This is a genomic window from Zobellia sp. 1_MG-2023 (genome assembly GCF_030549125.1).
Lineage (GTDB): Bacteria > Bacteroidota > Bacteroidia > Flavobacteriales > Flavobacteriaceae > Zobellia > Zobellia russellii.
In genome coordinates, this window is the sequence record NZ_JAUOSY010000002.1 from 589,167 (window position 1) to 607,683 (window position 18,517).

Consider the following 18,517-nt stretch of genomic DNA (forward strand, 5'->3'; position numbering starts at 1 on the left):
TGTTCGTTGCTATCTGAAAAATTGCGTTTTACTTTATCGAATTACTTTTTTCAAAACCCCTAAAACACCACGAATAAAAGTGGCACTGGTCAATACCTTTATAACCGGATTCTGGCGTGTGCTTGTGCTTCGTCTTCTAGATGTGGTTTTTGGTTTAGCCTTTTCCTTTGCTGCTTCTGTTTCTGCCTTTTCTATCTTTTCGTTCAAGATCTCATAAGCGCTTTCACGGTCTATAACTTCACCATATTTTGTGACCAACTTAGAATTTTTTATCACAGTTTTCAGCTCGCTTTCAGTTAATACATCCATACGGCTCATGGGGGCGCGAAGCAATGTGGCGGCAAGTGGAGTAGGCCTTCCTTTTTCATCCAAAGCAGAAATCAAGGCTTCTCCAATACCCAGGGAAGTTAAGACTTCTTTAGTGTCGTAATATTCGGAAATAGGGTAGTTTTCAGCCGTAAGTTTAATCGCTTTTCGGTCTCTGGCGGTAAAGGCACGCAGCGCATGCTGAACTTTTAGCCCCAGCTGCGAAAGAACCTCATTGGGAACATCGGCAGGGTTTTGGGTAACAAAGTAAAGCCCTATTCCTTTTGAGCGTATCAACTTTACAATACTTTCAATTTGGTCCAATAGTGCTTTTGAAGCTTCGTTGAAAATTAGGTGGGCTTCGTCTATAAACAGGATTAATTCTGGTCTGTCACTATCGCCTTGCTCAGGAAATGTACTGTAGATTTCCGCCAGTAGGCTCAGCATAAAAGTAGAGAACAGTTTTGGGCGGTCTTGAATATCCGTCAAGCGTAAAATATTAATGTAGCCCCTTCCATTTTCATCAACTCGGGTTAAATCATCTACATCAAATGATTTTTCGCCAAAAAACAAATCGGCACCTTGCTGCTCTAGTTCTATAATTTTTCTAAGAATGGCGCCAGTTGAACTAGAGGAAATTCTACCGTAATCTTTGGTGAATTCCGCTTTGCCCGAACCGGTTGCGTATTGTAGTACTTTCTTAAAATCTTTCAAGTCCAACAGTGGTAGTTTGTTGTCATCACAGTATTTGAAGACCACGGCCACAATACCTTCTTGTGTTTCGGTAAGGTCAAGGATACGTGATAGGAGCACTGGTCCAAATTCTGAAACTGTGGCCCTAAGTTTTACCCCGTCTTGCTCGGAAAGGGATAGAATCTCTACCGGAAACGACTTTGCTTCAAACGGAAGATTGCCTATCATGGCATGACGCTCGTCTATTTTTGGATGACCGGGACTTGGCTGTGCAAGTCCACTTAAATCACCTTTAAGGTCCATTAGCAGAACCGGAATGCCTTTGTCCGACAAATTTTCGGCCAGTACCTGAAGTGTTTTTGTTTTACCTGTTCCCGTTGCTCCTGCAATAAGTCCGTGACGGTTCAACGTCTTTAGGGGCACTTTTACATGGGCATTGGTAACCGCTTCACCATTGAGCATGGCGGCACCCATAACTATATAATCACCTTTGGTGGTATAACCGGTTTCTATATGTTCTACAAATTTGTCTTTAGTTGGCATACGGCGTATTTTGAAGTAAAAATAAGGGAATTTTTACTGTTTAGCCGAGACTTTTAGAGAAGTTTGGGTTTGAACAAAGCTGAATAGAGGCCGTAGGCAATGAAAATTACAGACTTAGCGGATTATTATGCACGCACATAATTTAAGTTTGAGAATTTGGGTTTTGGTATTTTCAACGCGTATCTTTGCACGATGGTTAAAAAGGAAGTTTTACAGGAAGTTGATAAAGGGAACATGTTGCCCTTAATGGAAGAATTTTATACCATACAGGGAGAAGGCTTCCATAAAGGTACAGCAGCATATTTTATTCGTGTAGGTGGTTGCGATGTAGGATGCCATTGGTGCGATGTTAAGGAAAGCTGGAATGCGGAAACCCATCCGCCAACGGCTATTGAGCAGATTACCGAGAACGCCGCTAAGTACTCCGATACTATTGTTATTACAGGTGGGGAACCCCTAACTTGGAATATGCAACCTTTAACCGATGCCCTAAAGGCCAAGAACTTAAAGACCCATATTGAAACTTCCGGTGCTTATCCTTTGACCGGTACGTGGGACTGGATTTGTCTCTCGCCAAAAAAGAACAAATTGCCCATGGGTAAGGTATATGACGAAGCCCATGAGTTAAAGGTTATAGTATATAATAAGCACGACTTAATTTTTGCGGAACAGGAAGCGGCAAAAACCAATAAAGATTGCATTTTGTACCTACAACCAGAATGGAGCGTTCGGGACAAAGTGGTTCCTATGATCGTAGACTATGTTATGCAAAACCCAAAATGGAAGGTAAGCTTGCAGACGCATAAGTATTTGAATATTCCGTAATTCTTCTTTAGCGCCCTCCTATAGAGCGTAGGTCTAGAAGGCACTCTGCGTCTAAACTAGGAGGTTCCGGTAGAATACCTTTGGAAGTTTTTGCTTCCAGCATTCTAAGCACATCTTTTCCGCTAAGGCGGCACGCAGCCGTAATGGTACCGTTATCCGTTGCACTTTTGGCAGATTTGCCGCTAAAACCACCAAATTGAAGTTCGGCTCGCATCAAGCAACCTTCAACTGAACAGTGGTTGTTGCCTTTTGTATTGCCTTCTTCGTCCAAAACAGGTTTTCCGTCTTCATCACGTTCAATATCCTCATGGTCGTTAACGGGTTGTGTCCCTAGGTTTACAAGCCCGAACAGATGGCCAAATTCATGGTTCAATGTAGAATTTTCAACATCGGCATCCGTAATGAAAAAACTTCGGTCTGCCAGTTTACGAATGGTTACTTCGTGTAGGATCATAGAAGTATTACGGTATACCGCACCAAGGGTAACCAATCCTTCTTCGTCATCATCGCCTTCGGCAGGAGCATCTGCAAAGTAAATGTATAGGCCAAGGGTAGAACCTTCATTGTAAACCGTTCTGTTTTCGGATTCTAGTTTGGCTATTTCTTCCAAAGTCAGATTTTCTTCGTCCGGAGATTCCAGTTTGGTGTATTTTAATTCAATATCTTCTTTGAATGTTCTTTGTTTTAAATAGGATACAAAACCTTCCATGGCCTCTTCGGTTGGCTTAAACCCGTCTACGTAGGCAATCTCTATTAAAAGCTTGGTAAAGTTGTCGTTAGATAAAAGGTCTGTTGCCGAAGCCCCGGCACTTTTAAGGCTAGCTTCTTTGGCCTGGGCAGTTTCTCTTTCCTGAGTTTGTACGGAATCATCTTTGGAACATCCTATAAAAAAGATAAGAGTTAAAACTGCTGGAAGTATTCGTAATTTATTCATCCTTGTATTTTAGGGGCCTTCATTAAGAACAAAAATGGCGAAAAATACTGTTATTTAAGCCATAATTTAGCCAAATAGTCGTAATGTTCGCCGTTTCTTACAAGTTTGCAGTTAAAACCGTTGGCCTCAGCGGCTTTTTCTAAGGTGTTGTAATCCAGGTATAACCAGAAAAAAGAATCGCTTTTTTGGTCTTTGTATTTCATTTGGAATTCAATTTCACCATAGTAAGAACCGGTATCCGGTACCCAAACACCACCATCTTCGTCCTCTTCAAACATGTAAATGATATCGCTGGAATCCAATAAAATTTGTGCACCTGGGTTCATTAGGGTTTTTAAGTGTTCCAAGAATTTGGACATATGGTTTAATTTGCCCACAATGCCAATACCGTTCATTAATAATAACAACGTATCGAACTTTTGGTCTTTAAAACTGTAGATATCCGAATACACTACGTTTTGTAAACCGCGTAATTTACATGTTTTGGTGGCTCCTTCGGAATAATCAAGGGCGGTCACGTCCAAGCCTTTTTCCTGTAAATACAGACTGTGGCTTCCGGCGCCGCAGCCAACATCCAAAACCAATCCCTTACAAAGCTGTAGTGCCTCTTGCTCCAACTTTGGCGTTTCTTTGAAGTTTCTGAACAAATAGGGGACAGGAATAACATCTTCTTCATCCAAAGAGGAGAAGGTAATAATGTCTTCCGTGTAGTTGTCTTTTTGAAAATCTAATATGGCACGGCCAAATACGTCTATCATAGGAGAAGTGGTTTGTTTGGCAAAATTGGACTTTTTAAGTATTTCTTGTTTAGTTTTGGTCAGATTTTTAAGAGGATGGAGCAAATTTTAAAGGAACTTCCCAAGAAAGCGGAGGATAAGCATAATGAAAACCGCAAGTTTTTTGCCAAGCTTAAAAAGCGGCCACCCAAGAATTTGGATTATGTAATGCAAGAATTACATGATGATGAATTTGAGCGAACCGATTGTTTGGAATGTGCCAATTGCTGTAAAACAACAGGCCCGTTATTTACGAAAGCCGATGTAGAGCGTATTGCCAAATATTTTAGGCTAAAGCCCCAAAAATTCATAGAGCAATATTTACGTGTTGATGAGGAGAACGATTATGTGTTACAGCAAGTTCCCTGCACTTTTTTAGGGGCGGATAACTATTGCTCAATTTATGACGTACGGCCAAAGGCCTGCCGGGAGTTTCCGCATACGGACCGTAAAAAGTTTCAGCAGATCTCTAACCTAACTTTAAAAAATGTGGCCATTTGTCCTGCGGCATTCAATATCGTAGAGAAAATGAAGAAAGCCATTGGTAACTGATTTTTTGGAACCTTAATTGAACACGCTGTATGGAGCCCAGAATAGTTGAGCTTGAAGAAAAGAAACTGGTAGGACATGCTTTAAAAATGAGCCTGGCCAATAATCGCACGTTTGAGCTATGGAGCGGTTTCATGCCGCTTAAAAGGCATATTACAAATAGTATAGGTTTAGATTTATATTCTTTACAGGTGTATGATACCTTCCCGGGCGAGGTGGGGTTTAATCCAACTACGGAGTTTACAAAGTGGGCGGTCACAGAAGTGAGTGCATACGGCGCGTATGCCAAAGATTTCAAAACCTTGGATTTACATGGGGGATTATACGCAGTGTTCATTCACAAGGGGCCCTCTAGTGAATTTGCTAAAACCATGAATTTTATTTTTAAGGAATGGATACCAAGTTCCAAGTATGAATTGGACCGCAGGCCCCATTTTGAAATTTTGGGTGAGAAATATAAGAACAACCAACCTGATTCCGAAGAAGAGGTTTGGATACCGATAAAATTAAAATAGCAGTTATAGTGCCCTTTGTTTTGTAATACTTTAAATTTTCTATATTTAAAGTATGGAATTCATAATCGATTATTTTGAAACTATCCCTTCTTTACACCGTTCGCTTATCTTGGTGGGAGGGATTACTTTTTTTTGGGTGTTAGAAGGCATTGTGCCCCTCTTTGGTTTTACTTATAAGAAATGGGAGCATGCTTTGCCCAATCTCTTTTTCACGTTTACAACGGTAATCGTAAATTTTGTACTGGCCTTTCTATTGCTAAAAACCGCAGATTTAACCGTGACCAAGAATTTTGGAATCATCAACTGGTTGCCGGAAATGCCCTTATGGTTGTATGTAATTGTGGGTCTTTTGCTTTTGGATTTGATCGGGGCGTACTTGGCACATCTTGTTGAGCATAAAGTAAAGCTTTTGTGGCGAGTTCATTTGGTGCACCATACCGATCACAATGTAGATACCACCACGGCCAACCGCCATCACCCATTAGAAAGCATGATACGTTTTGTCTTTACATTGTTCGGGGTATTAATTGTGGGTACTCCTATTGGTATTGTTATGTTGTACCAATCACTTTCTCTAGTGGCTACCCAGTTTAATCATGCCAATATTAAAATGCCCAGAAAGCTAGATGAGGTTTTAAGCTGGGTCATTGTTTCACCGGATATGCATAAAGTACATCATCATTATAAATTACCATATACAGATAGTAATTATGGAAACATATTTTCTATCTGGGATCGTCTGTTTGGAACTTTTATGAAGTTTGATAGAGAAAGTATCGTTTACGGGGTAGATACGTTTCCTGATGAGGTTGAAAACGCAAGCATAAAAGGATTGCTAAAACAGCCCTTTCACAAATCTAGAAAGCCCACCACTTGGTCCGAAACGGAAAGTAGCTTGTAATAACGATTCTATGGTTATGGGTAAAGTAAATATTTCTTTCTTACTTTTTTGAATTTAATCAAATCAGGTTGCCAGCTCTCTTTTATGGTTTCCTCGGTTTCTCCGTTTTCTATTTGTTTTTGTAGTTTTTGTGTACCTGCATGTTTTGTGAATCCACTTGTGATGAACACTTTGGATTTGTCCTTAGAGTTGGTGTAGGCATCTATAAGCCATTGAACGGATACCCCACTCATTTTAGGAAACTCGGATAAATCCTTTCCAAAGCAAATTTTTCCTTTCTCTTTTGGGTTTTTGGAACCAAAATTAGGCATTGGCGTATATCTGAAGCTATATTGGGTGCTATCTAAAAATGAAGCTCCATAACATTGGAACTGTAGTTCCGTTCCTCTTCCGGCATTAACATTGGTGCCTTCAAAAAAACCTAAACTGGGGTAGAGATTAATGGCAATATCGTTGGGTAAATTGGGAGAAGGTCTAACGGCCAAACTATACTCCGTTTCGTGTGTCCAATTTTCCAAGGATATTACGGTAAGGTTTGCTTTTTTCTCACCTTCTATCCATTGTTCTTCATTGATCATTTGAGCATATTCGCCAATGGTCATTCCATAGACCAATGGTATTTCCGTCATTCCCAAGAAGCCGGTGTGGGCTTTTTCCATAGTAGGCCCATCAATATAATGCGCATTGGGGTTAGGACGATCAAGAACGATCAGAGGTATGTTTTCTGCCGCGCAAGCTTCCATTACCAATTGCAACGTGGCAATATAGGTATAGAACCTAACGCCCACATCTTGAATGTCAAAAAGCACAACATCAATATCATTTAACTGTGCGGCAGAAGGTTTTCTGTTTTTTCCGTATAGCGAAATGAGCGGAAGTCCGGTTTTACTGTCAACTCCGTCTTTCACCTTTTCGCCGGCATCAACACTGCCTCTAAACCCGTGTTCGGGAGCAAAAACTTTTTTGATATCAACATTCAGGGCCAGTAAAGAATCCACTAGGTGAACGTAGGGGGCGGAAGACTCCGTGTCCGCTTTGGTCGTTTTAAAAATAATGGTAGTCTGGTTTCCTACAACGGCCACTTTCTTTCCTTTTAATAAGGGTAAATAGGCATCGGTCCTATTTGCTGCCACTATAACGGGCTTTTCATCAATAGTATCGTTGGGCACCAAAATTGGTTCTGAACTAGGTTTCTCGGCTTTAGGCGTGTTTCCGCAGGCTATAATAAGCAAAAACCAAATGAAAAATGTACTTTTGAAACAGTTTAAAAACGCCATAGATTGAATTTTGAATATTTTTTGGCCAAGCGGCTCATCAAAGGTGAGGCGCATAAAATTAGTATTTCCGCTCCAATAATAAAAATAGCAATTGCAGCTATTGCCTTGGGGGTTGTAATGATGCTCATTGCTATCGCTACCGGAGTGGGGCTTAAGCATAAAATTCGCGAGAAAGTGGCCGCTTTTAATGGTCATATCCAAATCTCTAGTTACGATAATAATGCTTCGGACGTTTCCGTAATGCCGGTATCGTTAGAACAGGATTTTTATCCGGAATTTAAGGCCGTTGATGGTATTGCCCATGTACAGGCAGTAGCTAGCAAAGCGGGTATCATTAGAACCGAAACTACTTTTGAAGGCATCATTGCCAAGGGGGTAGGTAGTGATTATAATTGGTCTGCTTTTCAAGAGTATTTGGTAGACGGTAAATTGCCCGAATATACGGGCGAGCTAAATGAGGAAGTTCTCATGTCTACGCTCATGGCCAACCGTTTGCACTTAAAAACCGGAGATACATTTTATGCTTTTTTCTTAAAGGATGGCGATGTTTCAAAATTGCCCAACCAACGGAAATTTAAGATTACCGGACTTTACGATAGCGGTTTTGAGGAGTTTGACGGACTCTATCTCTTTACGGACATACGCCATATTCAGCGTATGAACAAATGGGGCAATGATCAAGTGGGGAACTTTGAAATTTTCTTGAATAGTTTTGATGATATAGATGAGAAGAGCAGGGAGATTTATGGTAAAACCCTGTCTACGTTAGATACGCAGACTATTATAGATAAGTATTACAAGATTTTTGAATGGATAAGCCTGTTCGATTTTAATATTATTTTGATCATAGGCATCGTAATTATCGTAAGCGGATTTAATATGATTACCGCTTTATTAGTGTTGATTTTAGAGCGAACCCAGATGATCGGAATATTAAAGGCTTTAGGGTCCGCCAACTGGAGCATACGTAAAGTGTTTTTGTACAACGCCAGCTACCTCATTGGTATAGGCCTTGTTTGGGGTAATGTCATTGGTCTGGGGACCATCTTTATTCAGGATAAATTTCAGGTATTGAAATTCCCAAACCCCAAAGAGTATTACATAGATTATGTGCCGGTACATATAGATTTTATTACCGTAGTGGCCTTAAATATTGGCGTGCTGGTACTTTGTGTTATTATGCTTTTGGTGCCGTCCTATATCATCACTAAAATTACTCCCGTTAAGGCAATTAAGTTCGAATAGGGGCACATAGATATGGCCTCTTTTTATATGTGGGACGTTCTTCGTATTTTCCCTATATATAAACCGAACAGTTAGCTCATGAAATACGCGGAAAATATTCTGGACACCATTGGTAATACGCCCTTAGTGAAATTAAACCGACTAACTTCTGAGTTGCCCTGCATGGTTTTGGCCAAGTACGAAACTTTTAACCCCGGAAATTCCGTCAAGGACCGCATGGCCTTGCAGATGATTAAGGACGCCGAGACCTCAGGTGTATTGAAACCTGGAGGAACAATTATTGAGGCTACTTCAGGAAATACAGGTATGGGTCTGGCATTGGCGGCAACGGTAAAGGGGTACAAGCTTATTTGTGTTATAAGTGATAAACAGTCCAAGGAAAAAATAGATATTCTAAGGGCTATGGGGAGCGAGGTGCACGTTTGCCCTACAGATGTAAAACCTAGTGATCCACGTAGTTATTACTCCACCGCAAAAAGATTGGCAAAAGAAGTACCTAATTCTTGGTACGTTAACCAGTATGATAACCCTAGTAACTCCAAGGCCCATTTTTTGACTACCGGGCCTGAAATATGGGAGCAGACCAATGGCAAGGTTACCCATTTTGTAGTGGGTGTGGGTACGGGCGGAACAATCTCCGGTGTGGGCAGGTTTTTAAAATCAAAGAACCCTAATATTAAAATTTGGGGTGTAGATACCTATGGTTCGGTGTTTAAAAAATATCATGAAACCGGAGTATTCGACCCTAAAGAAATTTATCCATATACCACCGAAGGTATTGGGGAGGACATTCTACCGGAAAATGTAGATTTTGATGTCATTGACGGATTTACAAAAGTTACGGATAAGGATGCAGCGGTTTACACCCAATGTTTGGCTAAAGAAGAGGCTATGTTTTTGGGCAATTCTGCCGGAGCGGCCATAAAAGGGGTGTTGCAATTAAAGGAACATTTTAAAAAGGATGACCTTGTTGTAGTACTTTTTCATGACCATGGGAGCCGGTATGTTGGAAAAATGTTCAATGATGATTGGATGCGTGAAAAAGGGTTTTTAGATTAGCTTTGTAAGACAGGATAAGAAAAACGACTTCTTGTTAAACAGCTATAAAATTTAGTGAGATGATAGAATTAAAGCTTGAAAATCAAAAAGTAAATATAGATGCCGGAGAATTGGTGGGGTATACGGTAGATGGGTATGAATATATTCACCAAAAAGGGAGTCCGGGGTGGCGTAGTTCGGATACCGAAATGTTTCCTATTATCGGGCCTACGGCCGATGCCAAGTTTCAAGTGCAGACCCCAAGGGATATAGCTATTCAAGATCAGCATGGTCTTCTTCGCGAGATGGCATACGAGATAGTTTCCACTACGGACACAGAAGCTGTTTTAGAAAAAAAGTATACGGCGGGTACACGAATAAAAAACTCAAAATTCCCGAATAAATCCAATAAGGAGTGGTTGTTTTGGACGTATGATTTCAGCTTTAAAAAAACCTTCCGTTTAACCCAGACGGGACTTGAAGTTGTTTTTACGGTTTCAGGGGAACGGGATATGCCGTTTATGTTGGGGTATCATCCAGCTTTTAAACTCTATGCGGACAGTCCAACAGTATTGGCCGGTGAAAAAGAAATCACCCTTAAGGAAATTATGGATGTGGGCAGTAGGGCGCTACAAGTGCCTAATTGTTCTGAAATCATGTTAAAAGACCAGAAAGAACTTCGTATTCGTACGGAAGGCTTTGGTAATTTTATGTTGTGGACAGAAGTTCCAAATATGGTTTGCATAGAGCCTATTACATTTTATACGTATGCAGTAGAGCAAACAAAACTTCACGAAGGGTTTGAATACCTTCAGAATACCGATCGGGAATATAAGGTTTCCATTAGCGCCATATAATCTCCAGATTCATGAAAGAAGGTCTTTTACAAAACTATGGCTATCTCTTTGAGGATGCTCTCCTAGAAGAAATGCAAACCGTAGGAATGTTGAAAAAATTTAAGCAGGGTACCGTAATTATGGATATTGGCGAAACCATATCCCATATGCCCTTGTTACTGAGTGGCGCCATTAAAATCCTGCGCGAAGATGAGAACGGAGACGAGCTTTTATTGTATTTTTTGGAAAGGGGGGATACGTGTGCCATGACCTTTTCATGTTGTGTGGGTACCCATAAAAGTGAGATACGTGCGGTAGCCGAAAGTGACACGGAACTCATTATGATTCCCGTGGAAAAGATGGAAGTTTGGATGGCGAAATACGCTACATGGCGCCAATTTATCTTGGACAGCTACCATACCCGAATGACCGAACTATTGGAAACGGTAGACACCTTGGCTTTTCTACGGATGGATGAAAGATTACTAAAGCACCTTCAAGACAAGGCTATGGTAAACCATGATGAATTTGTGCAGACCACACATCAAGATATAGCTTACGATTTAAATACTTCTCGTGTAGTGATTTCAAGGTTGTTGAAAAAACTGGAAAAAGAAGGAAGGATAGAGATGCAACGCAACCGGATTAAGGTGGTAGATTTATAGTTTTTCTTCAACTTTTTTAGAAGCGTAAAAGCCTCAAATTTAAAGTTTAGTTAAAAAATTGGAATGTTTATTCCAAAAAGAATACATTTGCCCTGTGAATAAGAAAGAAAACATCTTACGGTCCGCTTTGGAACTTTTGGTAACAAAGGGTGTGCACAATACGCCCATGTCGGCTATTGCAAAAAATGCCGGAACGGGTATGGGAACGATATACAATTATTTCCCTACTAAGGATGAATTGATTAATGAACTTTACGTAAGCATTAAGGAGCAGGAGAATACCGCTTTTCCTGATTTTGATGAAACCCAACCTATTAAATCCCAGTTTGAAGGATATTTTAAAGACATAATCCTGTTTTTTATTGATAATGCGCAGTATTTTATGTTCATGGAGCAGATTAGGGCTTCACCCATTATTACTGAGGAAAGTAAGAAAAAAGGGTTGGCAACGGTACTCCCGGTCTATGATTTGCTCAACAAGGGAAAAGAATTGCTGATTATAAAGAATATAGAAACAGATGAGCTTATCCAGTTTATGGGTGGGGCAGTGGTTTCTTATTTAAGATGGTACCATTCACAGGAAAATGTACCGTCAAATTCTATTCAAAATCAAGTGAACATGGTTTGGGATGGAATAAAGGGCTAAAAAAATTTAATCATAAATTGGAGTGAATGTTCATTCCAAAATACATATTTTAAAACTAAGATAAAATGAAAAGAAACGTATTAATAACAGGAACATCATCAGGAGTAGGGCTAGAGGCCTCATTACTTTTTGCACAAAAAGGGTATAAAGTGTACGCTTCAATGCGAAACTTGGCAAAGGCAACTGCATTAAAGGAAAAAATTGAGGAAGCCCATTTGGATATTGAAATTTTGGAACTGGACGTTACCAAAGTTGATTCCATTAAAAAGGCTGTGGAAACTATTATAGAGAAAGACGGGCAGATAGATGTTTTGGTCAATAATGCCGGAGCGGGTTTTGCCAAAACTACAGAACAGGCCAGCGAAGAGGAAATTAGATGGGTTACGGATGTAAATTACCACGGGGTGGTATTCTGTACACAGGCCGTTTTACCGTATATGCGTAAGCAAAGGTCCGGGCAGATAATTAGTATTACCTCTGTTGGTGGCTTGGTGGGCCAACCTTTTAACGAGCTGTATTGTGGGGCAAAATTTGGGGTAGAAGGGTATATGGAAGGTTTGGCCAGTTATCTTGGCGATGCTTTTAATATTAAATTTAGCTGTGTTGAGCCTGGCGGGATCTCTACGGAATTCATGACTTCTGCTGTTGAGAAAACTGCGGTTGATGGTCAATTGGCTACGGGAGAATATTTGCCAATTTTTCAGCAATATTTAAAAAAGAACCAAGAGAGAGCGAGCGAGGGTGCCGCGCAAATTTACCAAACAGGTCAGGAAGTGGCTGCCGTAATCATGAACATTGCAGAAAACGAGCACCCACCAATGCGCATTCGTACCTCTAAATGGGCAGAAGAGTTATGTGAGTTGAAGACAAAAGCTGACCAGGACGGAACTAAATTGGTGAATGAGATTAAGACTAGGTTCCTATAAGAAAAAACGGGGCTGTCAGCTAGGCTGGTTTTCAATGGGCTAGCTGACAAAAATCATATTTCTTTTGTCTTTTATTGCTTATTTTTACTGTTCTATTGCGTAGTTATTTTTATGTCTGGAATAGGAAAAAAGCTGTTGTTTATTGCGTTGCCAATGTTTTTCATTGGTTGTGGTGATAATGGTAAAAAGCAAGAAAAGACCCAGAATACAACACGGGTCGTAACTACGTATACGGCGTTGCCCAAAACGGTAAAATCTCCAGCAGACAATCCCTCTACACCGGAAAAGGAAGCGCTGGGCAAATTACTTTTTTACGACCCTATTCTTTCCGGAAATAAAGATGTGGCTTGCGCCACCTGCCATCATCCGGATAATGGGTATGCAGAATTTTTGGATATTAGTATCGGTCCTAACGCCAGTGGTTTGGGCAGTAAGCGTAAGTTTAATGCGTCCAATGATATTCCCTTTGTAAAAAGAAATGCACCTACTATTATTAATTCGGCATATAATGGAATGGATGCTTTTGGTAATTATGAACCTTCTGAGGCAACCATGTTTTGGGACGACCGTGTAAAAAGTCTTGAAAAACAGGCTTTGGAACCTATAAAGGCTTTTGAGGAAATGCGGGGGCACGGTATTGCCGAAGAAAGTATTCTCCAGACCGTAGTAGACCGTGTGAAAAATATTCCTGAGTACCAAAAGTTATTTGCGGATGCTTTTGGGGAACCTAATGCGGTATCCGTAGAAAATCTAGCTAAGGCTATAGCAGCTTTTGAAAGGTCGCTAGTAACTAATAACTCCCGGTTTGATCAATATATGCGGGGCGATCAGGATGCTATCTTGATTTCGGAAAAGGAGGGTTTTGAGCTTTTTAAATCGGTTGGCTGTGTCAACTGTCATAACGGCCCTATGTTTTCGGATTATAAAATGCATGTTCTGGGCACGCCGGAGAACGAAAAGTTAGTACAACCGGATGCAGGTTTTAAAGACACCTTTGCTTTTCGGACGCCTACGCTACGAAACTTACGTTTTACGCCGCCTTACATGCACAACGGCAGTTTAACTACCCTTAAAAAGGTGCTGGAATTTTATGAGGATATTGCCAATGGTAAGGAACGGAACAAACATGTGCCGGTTAAAAAGTACGATCCGTTCGTTAGGGAACTGAAATTGTCCGTTAAAGAAATGTCCCAGATCATTTCGTTTTTAAATACGCTTAACGATACCAATTTTGATACGAGTTTACCGGAAAGTGTGCCCAGTGGTCTACCAGTAGGCGGTAATATTCAATAAGATTTTATTTTGGTTTCTTTACGTTGGTGTAACACAGGTAACACAGCCATTTTAGATTTAATGGTACATTTGTCCCATGCGAAGAATTCTTCCTTTTTTGGAGTGGATTACGGACTATAATAAGAGTTGGTTTTCCAAAGATCTCATAGCCGGACTTACCGTTGGCATTATTCTTATTCCCCAAGGTATGGCTTATGCCATGATTGCCGGTTTACCACCGGTTTATGGGCTTTACGCTTCTTTGGTGCCCATGATTGCCTATACGTTTTTTGGTACTTCTAGACAGTTGGCCGTAGGGCCTGTGGCAATGGATTCCCTTTTGGTGGCGGCAGGTTTAGGAACCTTGGCCATTACTTCTACGGACAATTATATTGCCATGGCATTGCTCTTGGCTTTTTCCGTTGGTACGGTGCAATTGATTTTAGGGGTTCTGCGGATGGGTTTTTTGGTGAATTTCTTGTCTAAGCCGGTTATAAGCGGTTTCACTTCGGCGGCGGCACTTATAATCATGTTCAGTCAGTTAAAGCACCTTTTAGGAGTGGATATTGCGCGTAGCAACCGGTTTGACCTGTTGCTAATGAACGCCTTTGAAAAATTATCCGAAACCAATCTGTATGATTTTGCAATCGGGTTTATAGGAATCCTAATAATCGTAGGTTTAAAGAAATGGGATAAGCGTATACCGGGTGTACTCTTTGTGGTTATCATTGGTATTCTGGTCGTTTATTTTTTACAACTTCCGGCTGTGGGTGTCAATATTGTTGGGGAGATTCCCACGGGGCTCCCTTCTTTTACCATGCCACAATTAAAGGTAGATACTATACTGGAATTGGCGCCCATTGCGGTAACAATGGCCCTTATTGGATATCTAGAAGCTATTTCCATTGGTAAATCTATGGAGGAACAAACAGGGGAGGAGACCATAGATGCCAATAAGGAACTTATAGCTTTGGGCAGTTCTAATATGTTGGGGTCTCTGTTCCAATCATACGTGGTAACAGGAAGTTTTTCTCGCTCGGCCATAAATAGTCAGGCAGGTGCAAAAACACCTATGGCCTTATTGTTCAGTGCAATTGTAGTGGCCGTAACCCTTTTGTTCCTAACACCACTTTTCTATTATTTGCCCAAGGCGGTACTGGCAAGTATTATTATGGTTTCCGTCTACGGACTTATTGATATTGCGTACCCTAAAAGCCTTTGGGAATACCGTAAAGATGAACTTTTTGTGCTGTTGGCCACTTTTTTGATTACCCTTTTTGCCGGTATTTCCGAGGGGATTTTAATAGGCGTATTGTTGTCCTTGCTGTTAATGGTATACAAGAGCTCAAAACCACATTTTGCCGTGTTGGGTAGAATAGACGGTTCTGATTATTATAAAAATATAGATCGGTTTGGACAGAATGTTCTGGTACGGGAAGACTTGCTTATCGTTCGGTTTGATTCCCAATTGTATTTTGGCAATAAGAATTTCTTTAAAAAGGAACTGTTCAAGAATGTAGATGCCAAAGGCGATAGTCTAAAAGGGGTCATTCTTAATGCGGAGGCCATTAGTTATATAGATTCCAGTGCAGCTCAAATGCTTATTCGTGTAATAGACGAACTACATGACAGAGGACTTCAGTTTTATATTTCGGGAGCTACGGGACCCACTAGGGACACCATTTTTAGTAGTGGAATTATAGAAGCCTTGCACAAGCAATATTTATTCGTGCAGACTAAAGAAGCGGTAGATTATTTTGATAATATGACGCCCTTATCGGTATTGAGCGAAAAAGTTGCCTACCAGAATCGTCGTAACCGTAACTAATGTTACTTACTAATTTAGGGGATAGCCGTATTTTTGTAGAGAGGAAGTAAAGGTTATCTTTTTTAGGAGAGCCATTTTTAGGAGAGCCATTTAAAAATGTATAATTTTTCCAGTTTAGGAAATTTAAAAATAAGTCATCATGAAAATAGAGCAAATTTATACCGGATGCCTGGCACAGGGTGCCTACTATATTGAAAGTAAAGGAGAGGTGGCTATAATAGACCCATTGCGAGAGGTTCATCCTTATATGGAAAGAGCGGAAAAAGCAGGGGCAAAAATCAAGTATATTTTTGAGACCCATTTTCATGCGGATTTCGTTAGTGGTCATGTTACCCTTGCCAAAGAAACGGGCGCCACAATTGTGTACGGCCCTAATGCCAATCCTTCTTTTGAAGCATTGATCGCAACGGACGGTCAAGAATTTAAGCTGGGCGATATTACCATAAAAACATTGCATACCCCTGGGCATACCATGGAAAGTACTACCTATTTGTTAAAAGACGAAAACGGTAAGGACCATGCTATTTTCTCCGGCGACACTTTGTTTTTGGGCGATGTAGGCCGACCTGACCTTGCTCAAAAAGCGGCAAATATGACCCAAGAAGATTTAGCGGGTGTCTTGTTCGATAGTTTAAGGAACAAAATCATGCCTTTGTCCGATGATATTATTGTGTACCCCGCACACGGTGCAGGTTCTGCATGTGGCAAGAATATGATGAAGGAAACGGTAGACACCTTGGGCAACCAGAAAAAGGTAAACTATGCCTTGCGAGCAGATATGACCAAGGACGAGTTTATTAAGGAAGTTACGGACGGTCTGATGCCGCCACCCAAATATTTTCCTTTGAACGTACAGATGAACAAAGAAGGATATGAAGATATTGCAGATGTTCTTGACCGTGGTACCACGGCTCTAGATCCAGATGCTTTTGAACTGATTGCTAACGAATCCGGAGCGGTGGTTCTGGATGTAAGGCATCAAAAAGATTATATAGAAGGTCACATTCCACGGTCTATATTTATTGGCCTTAATGGGGATTTTGCCCCTTGGGTAGGAGCTCTTATCGCAGATACCAAACAACCCCTTTTGTTGGTAACGCCGGAAGATATGGAAGAGGAAGCGGTAACCCGTTTGTCCCGTGTAGGGTTTGATGCTACCATAGGATTCTTAAAAGGCGGATTCAACGCTTGGAAAGCATCGGGTAAGGATTACGATACCATCACCTCAATTTCTGCGGAAGAGGCAAAAACAAAAATCGAAGGCAAAGAGGCTGAGGTGTTTGATGTGCGCAAGGAAAGTGAATTTCTTTCCGAGCATGTAATAGATGCGGAGAACACGCCTTTGGATAGCTTGAACGATTACCTGAACGAATTTCCTAAGGACAGGACCTTTTTGGTACACTGTGCCGGTGGCTACCGTTCCGTGATAGCGGAATCTATTTTAAAGAGCCGCGGTATTCACAACTTTATTGATATAGCAGGTGGTTTTGGAGCTCTTAAAAAGGCCGAAGTTCCTGCAACGGACTATGTTTGTCCTACTACCTTGTAAGTACGTACAAACAGACAAAACCCCCATTGTTTTAGAGGAGCAATGGGGGTTTTTGTTTTATATAATTAGCAGCATGTCAATTGTTGTGAGTGATTAATTGGTACATAGTTTTGTTTTTTTCTCCTGTTTTCTCAAACAGATTTAATTCAAGTCCTTTCTTTAAATCTCTACTGGCAGTGGCAGAGGAAATGTCCTTGAATATGGTCATATAATCTTTTCTGCTAAATTTGGTTTTATGTAAAGACATAAAATAGTCAAGTCTATCTTGGGCGCTTAATGTCCTATTAGTATAATTTAATAGTGAGCCAAGTGAACTATGAATTACTTCAAGCATATATTCAATAAAGCGGGTTGATTGTCCGGATTTATCACTTTCTGCTAGGGCTTTGTAATACTTTTCTTGGTCGTTGCTAATTATGGTTTCAAAAGGCAAAAATTCAAAAACTGGATATTTTTCAATTAGAATCAAGGTTTGCCATAATCGGCCCATTCTACCATTTCCGTCTAAAAAAGGGTGAATAAACTCCATTTCATAATGAAAGACACAACTTTTTATGAGTTGAATTTCATCTTCATTTTTAAGATATTGGAATAGGTCTTTCATTAAAAACGCTACATTTTCAAAGGGTGGAGCTAAATGTTCTACTTTGGATCCTTTTACAATGCCTACACTTTGGGTCCTATATTTTCCGGCAGGTTCAATGAGCCCTTCCATTAAATTTTGATGCGCTCTTAAAAAAGAATCTTCGCTATGTGGGTCATAGTGTTCTAAATTTTCATAAATCTTAATGGCATTTAATACCTCAACAATATCTTTTTTAGGACCAATGACTCTTTTGTTTTCCAAAAGTGCGGTAATCTGGTCTTCGGATAGTGTGTTGCCCTCTATTTTTAATGAAGAATGAATGGTCTTGATTTTATTCTGTTTTCTTAAGGTTGGCGAGGGCCTATTTAGAAAATTGGCGTTTACTTCTCCAATTCTTTCAGAAATGGAAGCGATCAGTTTAATAATATTGGGCGTGATGTCGTAAGGAGGCTTCATTTTGATACTATCATATGATAGTATCAAAAATACAAATCAATTGGCTTTAAGACATATAACAAGGAGTGTTTTTTACAAAAAGAGAATAAGGCAAGAAAATATAGCTATAAGAATATTAAAACTGATATGCATTTAGCTTCTCTTTTTTATA

18 protein-coding genes are annotated in these 18,517 nt (G+C 40.3%); 13 read left to right on the forward strand and 5 right to left on the reverse strand.

All coding sequences use genetic code 11. From position 1 onward, the window contains the following. Window positions 1-33 precede the first annotated feature (33 nt). A complete protein-coding gene (locus tag Q4597_RS06545) occupies window positions 34-1,542 on the reverse strand; it encodes a helicase HerA-like domain-containing protein (protein ID WP_303405335.1) in 1,509 nt (502 codons plus the stop codon). Between the two features lie 192 nt (window positions 1,543-1,734). On the opposite strand from Q4597_RS06545, the gene Q4597_RS06550 reads away from it, so the two are divergent. Further along, on the forward strand, window positions 1,735-2,367 hold the full coding sequence (locus Q4597_RS06550; RefSeq protein ID WP_215438348.1) for a 7-carboxy-7-deazaguanine synthase QueE: 633 nt from the start codon (window positions 1,735-1,737) through the stop codon (window positions 2,365-2,367). A gap of 7 nt (window positions 2,368-2,374) precedes the next feature. On the opposite strand, the gene Q4597_RS06555 is transcribed toward Q4597_RS06550, so the two are convergent. Further along, complete coding sequence (locus tag Q4597_RS06555) at window positions 2,375-3,301, reverse strand: hypothetical protein (RefSeq protein WP_289039066.1); 927 nt, start codon at window positions 3,299-3,301, stop codon at window positions 2,375-2,377. Between the two features lie 50 nt (window positions 3,302-3,351). After that, window positions 3,352-4,059 carry a bifunctional 2-polyprenyl-6-hydroxyphenol methylase/3-demethylubiquinol 3-O-methyltransferase UbiG gene (locus Q4597_RS06560; RefSeq protein ID WP_303405339.1) on the reverse strand — a complete coding sequence of 236 codons (708 nt, stop codon included), beginning with the start codon at window positions 4,057-4,059 and terminating at the stop codon, window positions 3,352-3,354. A gap of 75 nt (window positions 4,060-4,134) precedes the next feature. Here Q4597_RS06560 and Q4597_RS06565 point away from each other — a divergent pair, with 75 nt between their 5' ends. From Q4597_RS06565 to Q4597_RS06575, 3 genes are read left to right on the forward strand one after another with little or no spacing between them, the layout of a single operon-like run. Continuing rightward, on the forward strand, window positions 4,135-4,629 hold the full coding sequence (locus Q4597_RS06565) for a YkgJ family cysteine cluster protein (RefSeq protein WP_303405341.1): 495 nt from the start codon (window positions 4,135-4,137) through the stop codon (window positions 4,627-4,629). A gap of 29 nt (window positions 4,630-4,658) precedes the next feature. Continuing rightward, complete coding sequence (locus Q4597_RS06570; RefSeq protein WP_303405342.1) at window positions 4,659-5,141, forward strand: GyrI-like domain-containing protein; 483 nt, start codon at window positions 4,659-4,661, stop codon at window positions 5,139-5,141. Between the two features lie 52 nt (window positions 5,142-5,193). Further along, complete coding sequence (locus Q4597_RS06575) at window positions 5,194-6,042, forward strand: sterol desaturase family protein (RefSeq protein ID WP_303405343.1); 849 nt, start codon at window positions 5,194-5,196, stop codon at window positions 6,040-6,042. Window positions 6,043-6,056: 14 nt separating this feature from the next. Here Q4597_RS06575 and Q4597_RS06580 read toward each other — a convergent pair whose 3' ends face one another. Continuing rightward, window positions 6,057-7,319 (reverse strand): DUF1343 domain-containing protein, encoded by a 1,263-nt coding sequence (locus Q4597_RS06580; protein ID WP_303405346.1) that lies wholly within the window; start codon window positions 7,317-7,319, stop codon window positions 6,057-6,059. A gap of 3 nt (window positions 7,320-7,322) precedes the next feature. Here Q4597_RS06580 and Q4597_RS06585 point away from each other — a divergent pair, with 3 nt between their 5' ends. The 9 genes from Q4597_RS06585 (at window position 7,323) to Q4597_RS06625 (ending at window position 17,324) form a co-directional block, all read left to right on the forward strand. Next, complete coding sequence (locus Q4597_RS06585) at window positions 7,323-8,564, forward strand: ABC transporter permease (RefSeq protein ID WP_303405347.1); 1,242 nt, start codon at window positions 7,323-7,325, stop codon at window positions 8,562-8,564. A gap of 78 nt (window positions 8,565-8,642) precedes the next feature. Further along, window positions 8,643-9,623, forward strand: a complete 981-nt coding sequence (locus Q4597_RS06590) for a PLP-dependent cysteine synthase family protein (RefSeq protein ID WP_303405349.1) — start codon at window positions 8,643-8,645, stop codon at window positions 9,621-9,623. A gap of 59 nt (window positions 9,624-9,682) precedes the next feature. Further along, entirely contained in the window at window positions 9,683-10,459 is a 777-nt protein-coding gene (locus Q4597_RS06595) for an aldose 1-epimerase (RefSeq protein ID WP_303405351.1), read from the forward strand. Window positions 10,460-10,470: 11 nt separating this feature from the next. Then, on the forward strand, window positions 10,471-11,103 hold the full coding sequence (locus tag Q4597_RS06600; RefSeq protein ID WP_215438338.1) for a Crp/Fnr family transcriptional regulator: 633 nt from the start codon (window positions 10,471-10,473) through the stop codon (window positions 11,101-11,103). A 94-nt stretch (window positions 11,104-11,197) separates the two neighbouring features. Continuing rightward, window positions 11,198-11,749: a TetR/AcrR family transcriptional regulator gene (locus tag Q4597_RS06605; protein WP_215912840.1), complete on the forward strand. Its 552-nt coding sequence runs from the start codon at window positions 11,198-11,200 to the stop codon at window positions 11,747-11,749. A 65-nt stretch (window positions 11,750-11,814) separates the two neighbouring features. Continuing rightward, a complete protein-coding gene (locus tag Q4597_RS06610; protein WP_303405353.1) occupies window positions 11,815-12,675 on the forward strand; it encodes an SDR family oxidoreductase in 861 nt (286 codons plus the stop codon). Window positions 12,676-12,786: 111 nt separating this feature from the next. After that, window positions 12,787-13,968, forward strand: coding sequence for a cytochrome-c peroxidase (locus Q4597_RS06615; RefSeq protein WP_303405355.1), 1,182 nt, complete (start codon window positions 12,787-12,789; stop codon window positions 13,966-13,968). 76 nt (window positions 13,969-14,044) lie between these two features. Next, window positions 14,045-15,775, forward strand: a complete 1,731-nt coding sequence (locus tag Q4597_RS06620) for a SulP family inorganic anion transporter (RefSeq protein WP_303405357.1) — start codon at window positions 14,045-14,047, stop codon at window positions 15,773-15,775. 139 nt (window positions 15,776-15,914) lie between these two features. Continuing rightward, complete coding sequence (locus tag Q4597_RS06625; RefSeq protein WP_303405359.1) at window positions 15,915-17,324, forward strand: rhodanese-like domain-containing protein; 1,410 nt, start codon at window positions 15,915-15,917, stop codon at window positions 17,322-17,324. A 76-nt stretch (window positions 17,325-17,400) separates the two neighbouring features. On the opposite strand, the gene Q4597_RS06630 is transcribed toward Q4597_RS06625, so the two are convergent. Next, window positions 17,401-18,366, reverse strand: a complete 966-nt coding sequence (locus tag Q4597_RS06630; protein ID WP_303405362.1) for a Fic family protein — start codon at window positions 18,364-18,366, stop codon at window positions 17,401-17,403. Window positions 18,367-18,517 lie beyond the last annotated feature (151 nt).